Here is an 18,276-nt window from a genome sequence, read left to right as displayed (position 1 = left end):
TATTTTTAACTTTGCAGTGATTAAATGAAAAAACGTCCATTGAGTAATTAGAGTACTCAATGGACGTTTAAGTTTTTCAGAACTAAATGATCTGAGTGCATTTCGATTATTTACTACGTGTAATTTTCTTAACTATTTCAGCGGTAGTCATTTTGACATTTAAATCGTAAGTACCAATTTGAAGACTAGATGCTTTGTCATTCTTGATGACGTAAAGCTCGAAGTCACCAGCGTCTTTAATTATACCGGCTTTCTCAAGAGCTGAACTTACTTCTGAAGTACCCATTCCCTTTTTAATAACAAGTGTAAATGACTTTACAGCTTTTTTAGCTGAAGTATTTACAGCTACTGTATTATTTTTTAATGCACTGTAGTCTGTTTGTATTTTAGCAAGCTGCTCTTTTGCTTCAGCAGCTTCCTCGTTAATTGCTTCTAGTTCGGACTTTTTGATAAGGACCGTACCTTTAGGAACATTTATATTCGCAGCTTCAGTGTCAGTGTCACTTGTTATAAAATCCACCAAGGTAAAGCTAGCACCTGCTAGAAAAAGAGCGATACCAAATGCACGGATGGATGATTTTCTCATACGCGGCTGCCTCCATTTTGAAGGACTTCTTGTACCTGTTCCGTTGAAAGAGAAGAGCGTTTACTAATTTCAGGGATAGTATAGCCCTGCTTATGTAGCGTTTGCACTTGACTAATGATGATTTGGTGAATACCTTTAGTGGATGTAGCTACGGGAGATGCTGCTTTTTTAGGTTTTCCTATTAATTTGGGCTCTAATAATAATTCTTCCTCAATCACTTTTAAGCGACGCTTAAGTTGATGCGTTTCCTGATAAAAATTAAGCGAAAGTTCTTCAACATCGCCCTCGATTTGTGTCGAATGATCTTTGATGAAAAACGAAACAATTATTACGATAATCCCGACAATCATTAATATAGATGATAATTCCAAAATCTTTCACCTCAATAGGTTTAAATAGTTGTGATACCATTTTATCATAAAGTAGGACATAATACTCCTGCTCTGCAAACAGTATCCCACGTTTAGCCATGTATTAGACGAAATTTCCAGAAGAAATGACAGTAGATTTTTTTCGAAGTTATGATATAATAAGTTAGTCGTATAAATCATGCTCACTAAAGACATTTTATTCTTGATATAGAGTGGGAGGGGTAAAGATGCGCGTTAATATTACATTAGCTTGCACTGAATGTGGCGAACGTAACTACATTTCTAAGAAAAACAAGCGTAACAATCCAGAACGTCTTGAATTGAAAAAATATTGCTCTCGTGATAAGAAGAACACTCTTCACCGTGAAACGAAGTAATAACTGTTGCCAAAACCACGAGTGGTTTTGGCTTTTTCCGTTCTTTGGACTAAAAGGAGTGAACCCCTTGGATAAAAAAACACTACGTCAAGATATGAGAGCTCAGCTTGCTCAAATGTCAAAAGCGCAATATGATGCATACTCATTACAAATTCATGAACAACTACTAAGAGAATCTTCTATTAAAAAGGCGAATGTAATTGGTTTAACCATATCAGCCTTTCCAGAAGTGAATACAATGCCATTAATTGAAAAACTCTGGTCACAAGGGAAACGAGTAGCGGTTCCTAAATGCGAACCTAAAACACGTGCTATGATATTCTATGAAATTACATCATTCGATCAATTAGAAACGGCCTATATGCAACTGAAAGAACCAATTCCTGCTTTAACAAAAGAAGTGCCAAAAGAAGAAATCGATTGTTTGATTGTTCCAGGTGTTGTATTTGATCAGTTTGGTTATCGCGTAGGCTTTGGTGGCGGCTACTATGATCGTTATTTAGTCGGTTATAATGGAGAGCGCATTACCTTAGCATTTGAAGTACAACTCATACATAAAGTACCGACAGATCAATATGATTTACCGGTTCATAAAATAATTACAGAGACAAGCGTGATTAATTGTCTCGAATATCGAAAGGAGTCACAATCAGTCGATGAAAACAGTATATGATGTGATGCAATTTTTGAAACGCTTTGGTACATTTATTTATACAAAAGATCGCGTTGCGGATTTAGAACTGATGGAGGATGAAATACGAGAACTTTATTCCTCGCATTTAATAGACATACAGGATTACCAAATGGCTTTGATGATCTTACGCCAAGAAATTTCGAAAGAAAAAAGGAATAGACAATAAATGTAAAGGAGTGGTAGAATTTATTTTCTACTACTTTTTTTAAAGATTAATGAAACTTTTACATGACTCATCCGTCTAATAAAGAGTCTGTAATAAAAACGGAAGATTGATTATATAATATGTGATGTAACATTTTTGTTGCGTTGTTGTAAAAAAAGGATTATGATATATTTTGTTTCTTTCATATATGAAACTAAAATTGTAAAGAACGAAAGAAAGTAGGAGGATGTTAGGAATGAATTTTAAAAAAGCACCTAAACATTCAATTTTGGCTTTAGCAATACTAGCCACTTGGATCAAGACTTATATAACATATCAAACAGCTTTTGATATGAAAATTGAAAATACAATGCAACAACTGATTCTGTTTATCAACCCACTCAGCTTTTTGCTATTTATTTATGGGTTGTCGTTATTCTTTAAAACAGCAAAAGCACGTAATCGCTATATAATTATCACAAATATTATACTAGCAATTGTTTTATATGCTAACGTTGCTGTATACCGATTCTTCGATGATTTTATAACATTACCGATGCTGTTCCAAACAAGTAACTTCGGTGACCTAGGAAACTCTGCATTATCTTCTATGTACTTTACAGATGTTTTCTACTTTACAGACGTTATTTTGTTAATACTAGCAGTTAAATTTTTACCTGCTGCAAAAGAAATTTTCGTAGTTAAACCGAAAATGCGTCGTACGTATTTTGTATTATCTTGTGCAATGTTATTCTTAAACCTTGGTTTAGCTGAAACAGAACGTCCACAGTTATTAACACGTAGCTTTGACCGTGAAATTTTAGTGAAGAATATTGGTACTTACAATTACCATCTATATGATATTTACATTCAATCAAAATCACATGCTCAACGTGCATTAGCTGATGGTAGTGAATTAACAGAAGTTACGAACTACGTAAAATCTAATCCAGCTAAAGCTGACGATAAAATGTTCGGTATTGCAAAAGACCGTAACGTTATTGTAATCTCACTTGAATCAACTCAAGACTTTGTCATTAATAATGAAATGAATGGTCAAGAAATTACACCGTTCTTAAACTCTTTAACAAAAGATAAAGACACATTCTACTTCGATAATTTCTATCACCAAACTGGTCTTGGAAAAACATCAGATGCTGAATTTATTGTTGAAAACTCATTATTCGGAACAGGTCGAGGAGCTGTCTTCTTCACGAACAGTGGGAACACATATAATTCGATGGCTGAACGTTTAAATGGTGAAGGTTACTATACATCAGTACTACACTCAAATAATAAGAGTTTCTGGAACCGTGATATGATGTATCACGCATTTGATATCAAGAAATTCTATGATATTGATTCATTTGATGTAAATGATGAAAACTCAGTTAACTGGGGATTAAAAGATATTCCGTTTATGGAACAATCAGTGGATATTATGAAAACAATGCCACAACCTTTCTACACACGTATGTTATCTTTAACAAACCACTATCCTTTTACTTCTGATGAAGAGGATCAATTTATTGAACCTTATACATCTGGAGATGGTACAGTGAACCGTTATTTCCAAACAGTCCGTTATACAGACGAAGCTATTAAAAAGCTGTTTGCTGATTTAAAAGAAAAAGGTTTATATGATAATTCAATCATTGTAATGTATGGTGACCATTATGGTATTTCAGAAAACCATAACAAAGCAATGGAACAATATTTAGGTAAAGAAATCACACCATTTGAAACAGCGAAGCTTCAACAAGTACCATTCTTCGTGCATATTCCTAACTCAGGTGTAGGTAAAGTAATGCATGAAGTATCAGGTCAAATGGATATTCGTCCAACACTATTACACTTATTAGGTGTTGATACATCTAATGACTTACAATTAGGTGCAGACTTATTCTCTAAAGACCATGAAGACTTCGTTACATTCCGTGATGGTCGTTTCGTTACTGATAAACTAGTTTATGCTGGAGAAGTTTGTTACGATAACAAAACAGGTGAGAAAACGGATCAAGCAAAATGTGAACCGTTTATTGAAAGAGCAAATAAAAAGCTAGAATTATCTGACCAAATTATTAACGGTGATTTACTCCGCTTTTATGATGAAAAAACCGGAGCTCTAAAATCAAATTCAGAAGAAACTAAATAAATCCTTTTTGAAAACCTACATGAATCTATTCATGTAGGTTTTTTTATGAAAATCCATAATTTTCTACTTATAACGAAACCTTTTTAGTTTATAATCGTATAATAGATGTGGGTGAAGAGGAGGCACAATATGAAAAAGTTTATAATGTATCTAGTCCTCGCTTGTGCCATTTTCCTAGTTGGGTGTAATAAAGAAGCTTCACTACCAAATTTAGATGCGGATTCAAATAACCCTAAAGCGGTTGAACAAAAAAGGGTTGCAACAGAAGTTCTTGATTATTCTATGAAGACAGAAGATTTACATAGTATTGTTGGGTTTCTATCTGAAACAACAATTTTATATGTTGCTTATGAATCAGACAGTTTCCACCTAGTAACTTATAATTTAATTACAGGTGAAAAAGAGAAGATTTATTCAGAAAAGGACCAAATTATTCAAGTGATGATCCATCCTTCTAAAAAGCAAATTATCGTTCAATCTTCCGAACACTCCTCATCTGCAACGGTTAAGATGATTTCGTTAAAAGGGAAAATTCTTCATAGTGTCGAGATTCCATCATCGGAGCTATCAATTATGTGGAATCCTAACAACCCTCAATTAGTCGCCTTCACAGCATTCCAGGGAGATTTTTCGTACCAATGCTATGTATTTGATGGTGAACAAGAAAAGTTGCATAAGATTAATCCTAGTAATCCATTTTTAGTTTGGCAATCAGAAGATATTTTACTATATAACCGTTGGACAGCTCGTCAGCTTAATGGTGGTAAAATAGTAGAATTGAATTGGAAGACTGGTCAGGAACAACAAACTGATTTAAAAAAGGTTGTCTATTTGGATGCAGAGAAGGATGCTAGATTAACAGTTCAAATTGATTTCGAAACAGAACAGTTTTCTTATTTATTAAAAAACAAAAATAAGGAAATCACTTGGCAAGCACCTGCATTAAGTAATTATTCCCAATGGTTTGTTCCGGATTTAGTTTGGTTAGAGGATCAATCAGTGATTGCGATCATACCAACTGAAGGTGGTTTGTTGGATAATTATTCAGGTAAATTTAAGTTGATGAAAATTTCAGAAGAAAAAGTAGAAGAATTAATAACGCTAGATGAGTATACAATGATTAGTTGCTCTCCAAAAGGATCACTTTGTTTATATGGCAATGATTTAGAGCAAGTTATGTCGTTTGAACCTTACAAAAAGAAAAAATGGTTAACCCTTAAATAGAAGACAAAAAAAAGCTGTGGTATAAAAACCACAGCTTTTGTTGTCCCACTTTGTATTAGTGAAGAGATGGTGGGAACCCTTGATTTAAGATAGTCATAAATACGAACCATCCGAACACTGCAAATGTAGCAAAGTTAAAAGCAATTCCTAGAACGCTTTTTTCTTTAAGAGACTGTACAGTGCCAACTAGACCTAGAATTGCGACTAAGCCAAAAATAACCATTAATAAGTTCAATATAGACACTCCTTTCGACATCCGAAAATGAATGCCGCAAACAATATTCCTCTTCTATTGTAAAGCTAATTAGTACTTTTGTCGAGATTAAAAAGTGACGGATATTTGAACGAAGGATGTTATCATATATGTACCATTTCATGACGGAATCTGTATAATATAGTGGAGGTGAATAGAATGTTAAATATTCGAACATATACATTAGGACCAGTTCAAACAAATTGCTATATTATTTCAAATAAAAAGAAAGAATGTCTTGTAATTGATCCGGGTAGTGAAGGCGAGAGACTTGTACAGCAATTAAGAGCATTAAATTTGCGTCCATTAGCTATTTTGTTAACACATGCTCATTTTGATCATATTGGAGCAGTAGAAGCAGTAAGAGATGCTTTTAAAGTACCTGTTTATTTACATAAGGCGGAAACAGATTGGCTAATTGATCCAATGAAAAATGGCTCTGGGAGATATGCGGAATTACCAAATATAACAACACGTCCCGCAGATCATGTGATTGATCAACCACAAGAATTAACTATAGGACCTTTTGAATTTGAGATTGTACACACTCCAGGTCATTCCCCTGGTAGTGTTTCATTTATATTCAAAGATGAAGGATTTGCGATAGTTGGAGATACTCTCTTCCAAGGTAGTGTTGGGCGCACAGATTTAGTAGGTGGTAATGAAAAACTATTATTAAAATCCATCCATGATAAGCTCTTATCGCTAGATGAGAATCTAATCATTTACCCAGGTCATGGAGACGCGACTACTGTTGGAACTGAAATGGAGCAAAATCCGTTTTTGAATGGGTTTTTGTAAAATTTAAAGTTAAAAATGAAGAAAAAACCGAGTAGTGAGTGAAATCTTACTAGTCGGTTTTTTTTATGTATTTTGAAAGAGAACAAAATAACTTAGATCATGTTTCTTTTTATTTTTTCTGGAATCATAACAACTTCGGTTGATAGATTAACTGGTATAAAGGTTGGGTCAATGCATTCATCCCAATAGTCTAAATGCTTTTTATCAATCCAATGTGTAGATTCCTCTACAGCATTGCCACCTTTTCCTTGTACAGCATACCAATATAAATACTCCTCATTATTCCAAACTTCACGGAAGATAGTTTCAACGTACATTTTTTCTCCTTCCAATGTAACAAGAACATCCTTCATGTTATCATTTAAAAACTTTAACCATTCCGTAACTTTTTCTGATTTTCCTTGTTGAACTCGATATCTCGTGCATTCAATTTCTAGCACAAACTATTCCTCCGTTCGGTTTTTTGACTCATCTTTGATAAGAGGGATTTTTGATGTTTTTGATATCGTAATAAGTTATTAATATTACAAACAAAAGTAATATATGTTTAATTATAGATAAACGAAATGGTAAATACAACCATTTAATTTAAGGATTTGCAGTGATAGATCATGTGGATTTAAATTATTGGAAATAGATAGACGAGTGGGGAATGGATAAATGTAGGGAGATAAGGAGAGGATAGCGTGAATAATACATGAGTTAATTATCCAGAAAAGACGTGAATATTCTGCTAAATAACAAAGGAGAGAGTAAGTGCAACAAAGGAGAGGGTTAGCGCAACAAAGGAGAGGGTTAGCGCAACAAACAACGAAGTTAGCGCAACAAACAACGAAGTTAGCGCAACAAACAGCGGAGTTAGCGCAACAAACAGTCGAGTTAGTGCAACAAACAACAGAGTTAGCGCAACAAACAAAGGAGTTAGTGCAACAAACAACAAAGTTAGTGCAACAAACAGCCGCAATAGCACAACAAACCTCAAAGTTAGCACAACAAACAAATTTAAACACAAAAAAAGAGGCTATGGAGGCCTCTTAAATAGAAGATATAAATCTTCTTCATCTAGGGGATGTTTCTCACCATATAGAATGGAGAGGGTTAAAGTTAAGCTACAGTTACAATTATAACAATCATTAATAAGGTGTCAATAGTGGAAAATACACAAAATAAAAAAGACAGCTTTGGACTGTCTTTTTTATTTACTATTAATGTCCTGCGCCTGCAACGTGAATGAATGTAGTATAGTACGTGAAGCCTGCGAAGAAAACTGTTAAGTAAGCACCGAAGATGTACATATACATACGTTCCGTTAGGTTTAAGTATCCTAATAGAAGGAAAAACCCTGTATTAGCTAAGAATAATAGCGAAACTTCTGTCATATCACCTAAATAAAACATAACTGCGAAAATCCCTGTCCAGAAGCCCATTACTTTATACATATTATCCATATATGATTCCCTCCTTTTGCGACGACACAATAATCTCTTATCCATTATAAATGATTTGAAACCAACATGTAAACCGCTACTTAGGTTAACTTTGTGACAAAGCAGTGTAAAAAATTAAATATCAATTCGATAAGTACAGTATTTACAGCTTTCAATCATGCTATCAATTTGAGCAAATTCTTGTACATCAAATAGGTATTCAAATTGGCCTTTTAAGAATGATTCATGCAAGTCACAAACGAGTGATGCGTGTTTTTCAATCTGACTATGGAAAGGACAATTATAAACAGCAAAGCGGATTGTTTTTCCTTCTGGCTTATCGAGAATTACAGGTACATAACCAATTAATGAGGATGCTTCTGTAATGATTTCTACACGTTCATCAAATGAAATAAGCGCTTTATCTCTTTGTCGTTTAGATAAGATTGATTGAATTTGTTCGACACCTTTTTTGTAGCAAATCTTTTTACCAATAGTATTGGCATCTTCACCAAGTTCTATAATGATTTCTAGAACCCAACTTAATAATTCTTCATAATTTCGTTGAGGGAAGGTTAGAGCGATGCCATTAGTAACCGCTTTATATTTTCTTCCAGGTCGGCCGCCTTTTCCTGTCTTTTCATATTCAGACGTAATTACATCAATTTCGTTTAATTTAGTTAAATGAAGACGTGCTACGTTTGGGTGAATTTGGAATTGATCAGCGATGTTTTGGACTGAGAAAGAATCTTTTTCTTGTAACATATATTGATAAATTGAAAATCTTGTTTCATCTGCTAGTGTACTTGTAATTTTTAATGGATGTAACATGAAAAGGTTCCACCTCCTGTATATTTATCTATATTATAAAACAATATAAAATATCTATCAGTATAAAAACTGATATATTCAAAAAAATAAGTAGAATAATGTAAAAAAGTGAAAGATTACTAGTCTTTTTTCATTGAAAATCTATTTTTTGATAGTAAAAAAGCTTCGAAATAATATTATATGCGTTTTCGGCAACTCATAATATTAATTTACACAATTGTATATATTTTCTTGTTTTTGCGGTGTATAATTTCGCTAACGGATAAGGAGCGGTCGTTATTCGTCGTGGTAGAAAGGGGGCAATATGTCATTTACTGAGACAGTTGTGGAGCAAAAAAGTGAGCATCTATTGTTGAAGGCAATACATTTTGGCGCATCTGACTTACATTTAATGCCTAGTGAAAACGACTATTTACTATACTTTCGAAAATATGGGCAGCTCGTGTCTGCTGGACAACTTCCCCTAGAGTTGGGTGATCGGATGATTTCCTACTTTAAATTCCTCTCCTCCTTAGATATTAGTGATAAGCGTAGACCTCAAAGTGGTTCTTTTCAGCAAGTTTTAAACGAACAGCCAATTGCTTTTCGTGTATCCACCTTACCTTCCATTTTCATGAAGGAAAGCTTGGTCATTCGCATAATGTTGCAGGATCATGCTATTCCAATTTCTTCCCTATGTTTATTCACTGAATCGGCTAAGCATTTATTACAATTAGTGAAAAAGAGACAAGGCATCCTATTTTTTACCGGCCCAACTGGATGCGGAAAATCTACATCATTATATTCCCTTATACATTATTGCTCTAATGAACTAAAAAAGCACGTCATATCCTTAGAGGATCCAGTGTAAAATAGTCAATCCAATTTATTGCAAATTCAAGTAAATGAAAGAGCCGGTGTTTCATACGCAGCCGGACTAAAAGCAATTTTAAGACATTCCCCAGATATTATTATGATTGGCGAAATACGTGATCAAGAAACGGCTAAGATTGCAATAGAAGCTGCATTAACAGGGCATCTTGTATTAACTACGATACATTCAATGGATACAATCGGCTGTTTATTCCGTTTACTAGATTTGGGCGTCTCTTTAGAAGAGTTAAGGCAAACAGTAATTGGAGTCGTAGCACAGCGATTAGTAAAGAAAGCAAATTCTCAAGATGAAGAAAGATTATCGGCCATTTATGAGATATTAGCAGAGAGAAATCTAGCAGAAGCCATAGAACACGTGAAGAGTGATGAAAAATTCATATTGCCACTAGAACTCTCTTTAGAAGGACAGATGAAAAAAGGGGTGAGTTCGGGTGCAATTACCGCACAACCTTCACGGATTTAGTAAAACTTTACCCAAGGTGAAAGATAGGGCGAGCTTTTTGAAAAAGATGAGTGTATTGCTAGCGGAAGGCTATACATTTCGAGATTCATTATCAATGTTACTACCTCATCATGTTGAAGAATTATCAGAAATGGAATTTTTGGTAGAAGAAAAATTTCGAAGTGGTTCTAATATGAGTGAAATCTTACAATTGCTTGGCTATCAGAAAAGCTATTTAATGACAATTCATGTGGCGGAGCAACAAGGAAGAGTTGTAAGAGCCCTTGAATCTATAGCAAGTCAAATGATAACGAAAGAAGAAACGCAAAAAAGACTACAAAAGCTAATGGCCTATCCTGCGATTTTGTTTGTCTTTTTAGTTCTGCTCTTTTTTGGATTTCGGACCTACTTTTTACCCAATATGTCTTCAATGATGCTTTCTAGAGAAGGTGATGCAAGTGTATCTAAGTTAACACTATCCTCTTTTTTCTTGCATATTCCAGATGCCTTGATCATTGCATCCTGTGGGAGTATCTTATTTACTTTTGTAGCTTGGAAGAAAATAAGCAAGAAAGAGATTGGTCACCAAATGAAAGTGTATTTGAAAATTCCAGTTCTCTGTCGATGGTTTCGTCTGCAATTGACACGCCAATTTGCTTATGAGTTGGGTGGGCTTTTAGAAAGTGGTCTTTCAATGCAAGAAAGTTTAATTATTTTACGGCAACAAGAGTTACAACCATTTATGGCGAAAATAGCAGGTGAAATACGTGAACGAGTTATTTTTGGTGATTCGCTTTCTACTGCGGTAAATCATATGAAGGTTTTTCAAAAAGGATTTAATACACATATACTTCATGGCGAGGAAGGCGGCAATCTAGGTAGAGAACTTCAAATCTATAGTGATTTTTTGACGGATAAAACCGAAGCAAATATGACTAGAGTGCTAGCTATTATTCAACCATTACTTTTTTGTATTATAGCAGTTTGTATCCTTGGAGCTTATCTAGCTATTTTATTACCAATGTACGAAATGATGGAAATGGTTTAAGAGAGGAGAACCAACATGCAATTATTAAAACAACAGAAAGGTTTTACTTTAATTGAAATGCTAATTGTTTTGTTTATTATTACAGTGTTGATTTTGATTGCAATACCAAATGTAACAAAGCATTTTAGTACTGTAGATGATAAAGGGTGTAAAGCATATGTCACTATGGTACAAGGACAAGTTGAAGCTTATCGTATTGACGAAAAAAAATATCCAACATCGATTGAAATGTTAGAGGATACAAAGTATTTAAAGCAAGATACAAATGCATGTGCAGGAAAAAAGATTCAAATTTCGGATGGAGAAGTTTCTACAATAGATGAGTAATAAAGAAGCAGGCTTTACGTTCGTTGAATTGTTATTAGTACTAACGGTTACGATGATAATTTGTTCTATAAGCTTGGCATTAGGCAAAGCAAAGTTGGATGAGCGAATGGTTAATCAGTTTCTATATCAATTAATGCTTGATATAGAGCAGGTGCAAAGTGAATCAATTGGTAGCGGGGTTTTTTCATATCTAGAATTTATCGACGGCGGAAAGAAATACAAAGCATATACGTGGGACGGGGAAGGTGATTCTTCAATTAATACAAGACGTAATTTTTTTACACGCGAACTACCAGAGGGAGTTACGTATAGTTACAGCAGTCCATTACGTCAGATTAAAATTGATCCTCAAGGTACATTCTCGAGTTTTGGTACATTAATCTTTATAACGCCAACTGGGAATAAATCACTTATTATTAACATTGTTAAAGGAAGGATGAAAATTGTGGAATGACAAAGGGAACGCATTACCAGAAACATTACTAACTCTAGTTATTACTTTGACGATATTCGGAACCCTTTTACCAGCATTACAAATGATGAAAGGAATTTTAAGTGATAAGAAAATGGCAATGTATGCCGCTGAAACAGCTTACCAAGCTGCTCAACGTGTCGAGCAGGGGGAGCAACTTCAAGGTAGTCGAACAATAGAAAGTGTTATCTATCAATGGTATTTCATGAATAATGAAGTATGCGTATTTTATGAAAATTTAAAAGGACAACAGCAGAAATGTATTCGGCCATAAAACGTCTTATAAAAAATCACTCTGGTTATACATTAGCGGATGCTCTTTTGCAACTGTTGGTCCTTATGCTGTTTTCACAGTTATTTATGTTTTTTTATCCTTGGTATGAAGAGTCAAATAAAACTTTTCATCAACGACAAGAAATTGAATGGGAGCTATTTACGTATGATTTGCAATCGTATTTGTTGGATATAAAAACAATTGGCTTAGGTGCAAATGCTAACTTACACATTGGAAGAGATAATAGAAGTTTCTCTATCAATAGGTCTAGTGCTGTAGTACGTCTGCAAAAAGAAGGGCAAGGAAATGAGCCGATGCTGATGAATGTTTATGAAATACAGTTTTTTATTGATGCAAATCGTACAACTTTAACAACAAAAGTATTGTTTACAAATGGCTTGAGGAAGGAGAAAGATTTTGTTATTACGTATGTTAAAGAGTGAAAAAGGAATGCTTCTTCCAGTAGCGATGATTCTATTATTTTTTTGTACCAGTTACCTTTTGAGCACTGTGATGTCTTATGAATCTCATTTTCGAACGTATAATTCATTGGAATCAGCGTATGTTCGTGCTACTATAAATAAAATACAAGAAATTGAAAATAGCACAGAGTAACAGTCGTCGTTGATGAGAAGGTGAAAAAATGAGAAAAGTATATTTAGTAGGGTTTATGGGTTGTGGTAAAAGCGCAATTGGTAGACGTTTAAGCTACTATCTAAAAATGCCCTACTATGATATGGACCAGGAAATTGTTAGAAGAGAGAAAATGACGATTCCTGAAATATTTGAAAAATACGGAGAAGAGCACTTTCGTCAACTGGAGACGGATTTTTTACGGAATTTCCGAGATGAGTTTTGCATCATTTCAACAGGTGGTGGTGTAGCGATGAATCCTCAAAATCGTAGAATAATGCGTCAAACGGGACTAGTCCTTTTTTTAGATGCGACATTTTCAGATATTTGGAAGAGAATCCATAAAGATAAGAACCGTCCAATAGTCCAACGTTCAACAAAGCAAGAATTAGAAGATTTATTTTATAAACGCCGAAAATTTTATAGAGAAGCTACACATATCACGGTTCGGACAGAAAACCGTTCACTAAAACAGATTGTTGAATATACAGCTTTTCAAATAAAACGTCTAAAAGGCGAATGAAATACGGAATAAATCTAGTTAATGTTCGTTTATAAAGTATTTTACAAAAGTTATTGCATGATACCCCTATTCAATGTTAGGATATAGACGAGACGTATTGTTATAGAACAATGACATGGAAATACTACCAAGATTCCATCTTGGGCGGATGATTGTACGGGGAGAGAACGTCTGGAGACGTCGCCGAAGGAGCAAATAACAAAAGTTATGAATCTCTCAGGCAAAAAGACTCGTACGGGACGCAACTCTGGAGAGAGCTGTATTGATTACAGCCACCAAAGAGGACAGCCGTAATGGTAAAACTTTCAGGTGCATGGACAGAGAATCCTACTTATAGGATTTCTCTGTCCATTTTTTTATGTCCTAAACAAATGAGGAGGAAGATTAGTGGCAAATGAATTAAAAAGAACGCCTTTATTCGAAGAGTATTCGAAGTATGGTGGGAAAACAATTGATTTTGGTGGTTGGGAGTTGCCTGTTCAATTTTCTTCTATTAAAGCCGAGCATGAAGCAGTTCGCACAAAAGCTGGACTATTTGATGTATCTCATATGGGTGAAATCTTCGTTGAAGGTTCAGAAAGTTTAGCTTACTTGCAAAAGCTTGTTACTAATGATGTATCGAAAATTGCCATTAACCAAACACAGTATACTGCGATGTGCTATGAAAATGGTGGCGTTGTAGATGACTTACTCATTTATAAATTAGCAGAAGATCGATATCTATTAATCGTTAATGCGTCGAATATTGAAAAAGACTTTGAGTGGATGAAGACATTAGTTTCAGGTGATGTGAAGTTAACAGATGCATCTGATGAATACGGTCAATTAGCATTACAAGGTCCACTTGCAGAAAAAGTATTACAAACATTAACTGAAACTCCTTTACAAGACATTAGACCTTTCCGTTTAGAACAAAATGTATCAATTGCGGGTTATGACACGATTACATCTCGTACTGGTTACACAGGTGAAGACGGCTTTGAAATTTATGCAGCACCAGAAGCAATCATTGCTTTGTGGGGCAAAATCTTAACAGCAGGAGAAGCTGATGGTGTAATACCATGTGGTTTAGGTTCACGTGATACATTACGTTTTGAGTCTTGCTTACCGCTATACGGTCAAGAATTATCAAAAGATATTTCACCACTTGAAGCGGGTATTAATTTCGTTGTGAAATTAAATAAAGAAGTAGATTTTGTAGGGAAATCGGCATTACAAGCTCAAAAAGAAAATGGCGTACCACGTAAGAGTATTGGTATCGAAATGATTGATAAAGGTATTCCGCGTCACGGTTACCCAGTGTTTAAAGGGGATACTCAAATCGGTGAAGTAACAACTGGTACACAATCACCATTAACGAAACGTAATATCGGTTTAGCATTAATCGATAGTGAGTATGCGGAGCTTGGGCAAGAGCTTGAGATTGAAATCCGTAACCGTCGCTTAAAAGTGGTTACTACTGCAACACCATTTTATAAACGCCAAAAATAATTTTCATGAAGAGAGGTTTTTTTCGAATGAAGCATCGGTACCTACCTATGACTGAGCAAGATCAAAAAGAAATGCTAAATGTAATTGGCGTTTCTAATGTTGATGAATTATTTTCAGACATCCCAGAAAAAGTTCGTTTTAAAGGAAACTACAACATTAAACCTGCAAAATCTGAATCAGCATTATTAAAAGAGTTAACACAACTTTCTAAGCAAAATGCAAATAGCGATGAATATGCATCATTCTTAGGTGCAGGAGTTTATGATCACTATAAACCAGTTATTGTAGACCACGTTATTTCACGTTCAGAATTCTATACAGCTTATACACCTTACCAACCTGAAATTTCACAAGGTGAATTACAAGCTATTTTCGAATTCCAAACAATGATTGCAGAATTAACAGGCATGGATTTAGCGAACTCATCTATGTATGATGGTGGGACAGCTCTTGCTGAAGCTGGTATGCTTGCAGCAGCACATACTCGTCGTAAAAAGCTATTAGTTTCTGGTGCGGTTCATCCAGTTTCACATGATGTAGTTAAAACATATGCTCTTGGTCAATCGATTGAAGTAGTAAATGTTCCTTTAAAAGATGGTGTCACTGATCTTGATGCGTTAAAAGAATTAATCGATGCAGATACAGCTGCTGTGATGGTTCAATATCCAAACTTCTACGGTCAAGTAGAGAACGTACAAGCAATTGCGGACTTAATCCACGACGCAAAAGGCTTATGTATCGTATCTTCTAACCCATTAGCACTTGGTATTCTAACACCTCCAGGTAAAATGGGTGCGGATATTACTGTCGGGGATGCTCAACCATTCGGTATTCCAGAAAGCTTTGGCGGACCACACTGTGGTTACTTCGCTGTTACAAAAAAATTAATGCGTAAAGTACCTGGCCGTTTAATTGGTGAAACAATTGATGATGAAGGTCGTCGCGGTTATGTATTAACTTTACAAGCACGTGAGCAACATATTCGTCGTGAAAAAGCGACTTCTAATATTTGTTCAAACCAAGCGTTAAATGCACTTGCAGCTTCAGTTGCAATGACAGCTCTAGGTAAAAAAGGTGTGCAAGAAATTGCTACTCAAAATATTTTAAAAACACACTATGCTAAAGAAACTTTTGAAAAAGCTGGTTTCACTGTAGCTTATAAAGGTGCACATTTCAACGAGATCGTTGTGAAGTGTAATACATCTGTTTCTACTATTAATAAGGGACTTTTTGAAAAAGGCATTATTGGTGGCTTTGATTTAGGTAAAGTAGATGCAGCACTTGAAAATCATGCACTAATCGCTGTTACTGAACAACGTACAAAAGAAGAAATCGATGCACTTGTGCAAGAAATGGGGGCTCTCCATGCATAACGACAATCAACCACTTATTTTTGAACTTTCAACAGAAGGTCGCGTAGGCTATAGTTTATCAGAGCTTGATGTACCAGCAGTAGATTTAGCTGCTATCTTACCAAGCGAATTTATTCGTACAGAAGAAGCGGAACTTCCTGAAGTATCAGAACTTGATATTATGCGTCATTATACTGCGCTATCTCGCCGTAACCACGGTGTAGATTCAGGTTTCTACCCACTTGGTTCATGTACAATGAAATATAACCCGAAAATTAATGAATCAGTTGCACGTTTTGCAGGATTTGCTAATATTCACCCATTACAAGATGAGTCTACTGTGCAAGGTGCACTTGAGTTAATGTATGATTTACAAGAGCACTTAATCGAGATCACTGGTATGGATGAAGTAACACTTCAACCAGCTGCTGGTGCACATGGTGAATGGACTGCATTAATGATGATTCGTGCATTCCATGAAGCAAACGGTGACTTCCAACGGACGAAAGTACTTGTGCCAGACTCTGCACACGGTACAAACCCAGCATCAGCAACAGTTGCAGGTTTTGATACAGTAACTGTGAAGTCTGATGAAAACGGTCTTGTAGATTTAGAAGACTTACGTCGCTTAGTTGGGGATGATACAGCAGCACTTATGTTGACTAACCCAAATACATTAGGTCTTTTTGAAGAACATATTCTAGATATCGCTGAAATCGTGCACTCGGTTGGCGGTAAAGTATATTATGATGGTGCAAACTTAAATGCAGTTATGTCTAAAGCGCGTCCCGGTGATATGGGCTTTGACTGCGTTCACTTAAACTTACACAAAACTTTCACTGGTCCTCACGGTGGTGGCGGTCCTGGTTCAGGTCCAGTTGGCGTAAAAGCAGACTTAATTCCATACCTTCCAAAACCAGTGTTAGTGAAAACAGAAGAAGGTTATCACTTCGATTACGACCGTCCACAATCAATTGGTCGCGTGAAGCCATTCTACGGTAACTTTGGTATTAATGTTCGTGCATATACTTATATCCGTTCAATGGGTCCAGATGGTCTTAAAGCAGTAACTGAAAATGCAGTAATCAATGCAAACTATATGATGAGAAGATTAGAGCCATACTTTGATCTACCATATAACCGTCACTGTAAGCATGAGTTTGTATTAAGTGGAAGCCGCCAGAAAAAACTTGGCGCCCGTACACTTGATATGGCAAAACGACTGTTAGACTTTGGCTACCATCCACCAACAACTTACTTCCCATTAAATGTGGAAGAAGGTTTAATGATTGAACCAACTGAAACAGAATCAAAAGAAACATTAGACGCTTTCTGTGACGCAATGATTCAAATTGCTAAAGAAGTAGAAGAAACACCAGAAGTAGTACAAAATGCACCACATACAACAGTTATTGGCCGTCTTGATGAAACAAGAGCAGCTCGTAACCCGGTGTTACGATACGAAAGAGAAACAGTAGAAGTATAATATATTCGTATATTGAAAACCTCTAGCACCTTGCTAGGGGTTTTCTCATGATTTGTATATAAATAGCTTAATGAAAAGATCATGTTAGTTATGGAAAAAATCGCTTGGACATAGACAGATGACTTTAAAATTGCTATGCTAACATAAATGCAATATGAATCAATGTGTGAAAAAAGGGGAGTTTTCATGGCTTACTTTAAAAGTATCAATGATACAACTAATGATCAAAATGACTTACTAAAATCCTTAAAAGAGGATTATCAAGAATATACGGTTGACGAATTAATTTCTGAATTGTACATAAAGCAACAAAAAGAACAAAGTACGTTAATCTATTTCACTCCAGATGCGCATACAAAGGCACTAATGGAATATGAAAAGAAAATCATTTATGATTTGCTACATAAACATGGTTTAACAAATCTACAAATTTTACAAGAAATCAATAAGCAAAAAACTGTTATAGATTAAAACAGTAAGTTCAGTGATCA

Annotated in this window: 23 protein-coding genes, 1 pseudogene and 2 riboswitches; of the genes and pseudogenes, 18 read left to right on the top strand and 6 right to left on the bottom strand. The window is 35.2% G+C overall.

Annotated elements, in window-relative coordinates; genetic code table 11:
• Window positions 1-106: 106 nt before the first annotated feature.
• Window positions 107-586: an endolytic transglycosylase MltG gene (locus AMD00_RS07010; RefSeq protein ID WP_053416321.1), complete on the bottom strand. Its 480-nt coding sequence runs from the start codon at window positions 584-586 to the stop codon at window positions 107-109.
• Window positions 583-957, bottom strand: coding sequence for a hypothetical protein (locus tag AMD00_RS07005; protein WP_053416320.1), 375 nt, complete (start codon window positions 955-957; stop codon window positions 583-585). Before AMD00_RS07005 ends, AMD00_RS07010 begins: the two co-directional genes overlap by 4 nt.
• Window positions 958-1,184: 227 nt before the next feature.
• Here AMD00_RS07005 and rpmG point away from each other — a divergent pair, with 227 nt between their 5' ends.
• From rpmG to AMD00_RS06980, 5 genes are all read left to right on the top strand, one after another.
• On the top strand, window positions 1,185-1,334 hold the full coding sequence (gene rpmG, locus AMD00_RS07000; protein ID WP_038186828.1) for a 50S ribosomal protein L33: 150 nt from the start codon (window positions 1,185-1,187) through the stop codon (window positions 1,332-1,334).
• Window positions 1,335-1,401: 67 nt separating this feature from the next.
• A complete protein-coding gene (locus AMD00_RS06995; RefSeq protein WP_053416319.1) occupies window positions 1,402-2,007 on the top strand; it encodes a 5-formyltetrahydrofolate cyclo-ligase in 606 nt (201 codons plus the stop codon).
• On the top strand, window positions 1,991-2,194 hold the full coding sequence (locus tag AMD00_RS06990) for a YqgQ family protein (protein WP_053416318.1): 204 nt from the start codon (window positions 1,991-1,993) through the stop codon (window positions 2,192-2,194). The genes AMD00_RS06995 and AMD00_RS06990 overlap by 17 nt, the downstream gene beginning before the upstream one ends.
• A gap of 235 nt (window positions 2,195-2,429) precedes the next feature.
• Window positions 2,430-4,328, top strand: coding sequence for an LTA synthase family protein (locus tag AMD00_RS06985; RefSeq protein WP_053416317.1), 1,899 nt, complete (start codon window positions 2,430-2,432; stop codon window positions 4,326-4,328).
• A 129-nt stretch (window positions 4,329-4,457) separates the two neighbouring features.
• Window positions 4,458-5,552, top strand: coding sequence for a YqgU-like beta propeller domain-containing protein (locus tag AMD00_RS06980; RefSeq protein WP_053416316.1), 1,095 nt, complete (start codon window positions 4,458-4,460; stop codon window positions 5,550-5,552).
• 55 nt (window positions 5,553-5,607) lie between these two features.
• Here AMD00_RS06980 and AMD00_RS06975 read toward each other — a convergent pair whose 3' ends face one another.
• Window positions 5,608-5,787, bottom strand: coding sequence for a DUF2759 domain-containing protein (locus AMD00_RS06975; RefSeq protein WP_053416315.1), 180 nt, complete (start codon window positions 5,785-5,787; stop codon window positions 5,608-5,610).
• Window positions 5,788-5,964: 177 nt separating this feature from the next.
• On the opposite strand from AMD00_RS06975, the gene AMD00_RS06970 reads away from it, so the two are divergent.
• On the top strand, window positions 5,965-6,606 hold the full coding sequence (locus AMD00_RS06970) for an MBL fold metallo-hydrolase (protein WP_053416314.1): 642 nt from the start codon (window positions 5,965-5,967) through the stop codon (window positions 6,604-6,606).
• Between the two features lie 92 nt (window positions 6,607-6,698).
• Here AMD00_RS06970 and AMD00_RS06965 read toward each other — a convergent pair whose 3' ends face one another.
• Window positions 6,699-7,046, bottom strand: coding sequence for a DUF6176 family protein (locus AMD00_RS06965; protein WP_053416313.1), 348 nt, complete (start codon window positions 7,044-7,046; stop codon window positions 6,699-6,701).
• 316 nt (window positions 7,047-7,362) lie between these two features.
• On the opposite strand from AMD00_RS06965, the gene AMD00_RS06960 reads away from it, so the two are divergent.
• Entirely contained in the window at window positions 7,363-7,644 is a 282-nt protein-coding gene (locus tag AMD00_RS06960; protein ID WP_053416312.1) for a hypothetical protein, read from the top strand.
• A gap of 167 nt (window positions 7,645-7,811) precedes the next feature.
• On the opposite strand, the gene AMD00_RS06955 is transcribed toward AMD00_RS06960, so the two are convergent.
• A complete protein-coding gene (locus AMD00_RS06955) occupies window positions 7,812-8,054 on the bottom strand; it encodes a DUF2626 domain-containing protein (RefSeq protein WP_038186806.1) in 243 nt (80 codons plus the stop codon).
• A 114-nt stretch (window positions 8,055-8,168) separates the two neighbouring features.
• Entirely contained in the window at window positions 8,169-8,864 is a 696-nt protein-coding gene (locus AMD00_RS06950; protein WP_053416311.1) for a helix-turn-helix transcriptional regulator, read from the bottom strand.
• A 304-nt stretch (window positions 8,865-9,168) separates the two neighbouring features.
• Here AMD00_RS06950 and comGA point away from each other — a divergent pair.
• The 11 genes and pseudogenes from comGA to AMD00_RS06890 all read left to right on the top strand — a co-directional run bounded on the left by comGA (window position 9,169) and on the right by AMD00_RS06890 (window position 18,256).
• Window positions 9,169-10,200 (top strand): annotated as a pseudogene (gene comGA / locus AMD00_RS06945) (competence type IV pilus ATPase ComGA).
• Window positions 10,169-11,227 carry a competence type IV pilus assembly protein ComGB gene (gene comGB / locus AMD00_RS06940; RefSeq protein WP_053416310.1) on the top strand — a complete coding sequence of 353 codons (1,059 nt, stop codon included), beginning with the start codon at window positions 10,169-10,171 and terminating at the stop codon, window positions 11,225-11,227. Before comGA ends, comGB begins: the two are co-directional and overlap by 32 nt.
• Window positions 11,228-11,242: 15 nt before the next feature.
• Window positions 11,243-11,554, top strand: coding sequence for a competence type IV pilus major pilin ComGC (gene comGC, locus AMD00_RS06935; protein ID WP_053416309.1), 312 nt, complete (start codon window positions 11,243-11,245; stop codon window positions 11,552-11,554).
• The gene (locus AMD00_RS06930) at window positions 11,547-12,008 is read left to right on the top strand and encodes a prepilin-type N-terminal cleavage/methylation domain-containing protein (protein ID WP_053416308.1); all 462 of its coding nucleotides are present in this window, start codon (window positions 11,547-11,549) and stop codon (window positions 12,006-12,008) included. Before comGC ends, AMD00_RS06930 begins: the two co-directional genes overlap by 8 nt.
• Entirely contained in the window at window positions 11,998-12,300 is a 303-nt protein-coding gene (locus AMD00_RS06925) for a hypothetical protein (protein WP_053416307.1), read from the top strand. The genes AMD00_RS06930 and AMD00_RS06925 overlap by 11 nt, the downstream gene beginning before the upstream one ends.
• Window positions 12,285-12,743, top strand: coding sequence for a competence type IV pilus minor pilin ComGF (gene comGF / locus AMD00_RS06920; RefSeq protein ID WP_053416306.1), 459 nt, complete (start codon window positions 12,285-12,287; stop codon window positions 12,741-12,743). Before AMD00_RS06925 ends, comGF begins: the two co-directional genes overlap by 16 nt.
• Before the next feature lie 200 nt (window positions 12,744-12,943).
• Window positions 12,944-13,456 (top strand): shikimate kinase, encoded by a 513-nt coding sequence (locus AMD00_RS06910; RefSeq protein WP_053416304.1) that lies wholly within the window; start codon window positions 12,944-12,946, stop codon window positions 13,454-13,456.
• Window positions 13,457-13,604: 148 nt separating this feature from the next.
• Window positions 13,605-13,698, top strand: a riboswitch (glycine riboswitch).
• Between the two features lie 3 nt (window positions 13,699-13,701).
• Window positions 13,702-13,779, top strand: a riboswitch (glycine riboswitch).
• Window positions 13,780-13,843: 64 nt separating this feature from the next.
• Complete coding sequence (gcvT, locus tag AMD00_RS06905; RefSeq protein WP_053416303.1) at window positions 13,844-14,947, top strand: glycine cleavage system aminomethyltransferase GcvT; 1,104 nt, start codon at window positions 13,844-13,846, stop codon at window positions 14,945-14,947.
• Window positions 14,948-14,973: 26 nt separating this feature from the next.
• On the top strand, window positions 14,974-16,320 hold the full coding sequence (gene gcvPA, locus AMD00_RS06900; RefSeq protein ID WP_053416302.1) for an aminomethyl-transferring glycine dehydrogenase subunit GcvPA: 1,347 nt from the start codon (window positions 14,974-14,976) through the stop codon (window positions 16,318-16,320).
• Window positions 16,313-17,785 carry an aminomethyl-transferring glycine dehydrogenase subunit GcvPB gene (gcvPB, locus tag AMD00_RS06895; protein ID WP_053416301.1) on the top strand — a complete coding sequence of 491 codons (1,473 nt, stop codon included), beginning with the start codon at window positions 16,313-16,315 and terminating at the stop codon, window positions 17,783-17,785. Before gcvPA ends, gcvPB begins: the two co-directional genes overlap by 8 nt.
• A 186-nt stretch (window positions 17,786-17,971) precedes the next feature.
• The gene (locus AMD00_RS06890; RefSeq protein WP_038186737.1) at window positions 17,972-18,256 is read left to right on the top strand and encodes a hypothetical protein; all 285 of its coding nucleotides are present in this window, start codon (window positions 17,972-17,974) and stop codon (window positions 18,254-18,256) included.
• Window positions 18,257-18,276: the final 20 nt, after the last annotated feature.

The sequence above is a fragment of the Viridibacillus arvi genome, from assembly GCF_001274945.1.
GTDB lineage: Bacteria > Bacillota > Bacilli > Bacillales_A > Planococcaceae > Viridibacillus > Viridibacillus arvi.
The sequence above is the reverse complement of the archived record's forward strand: the minus strand, read 5'-3'. Positions and strand labels throughout refer to the sequence as shown.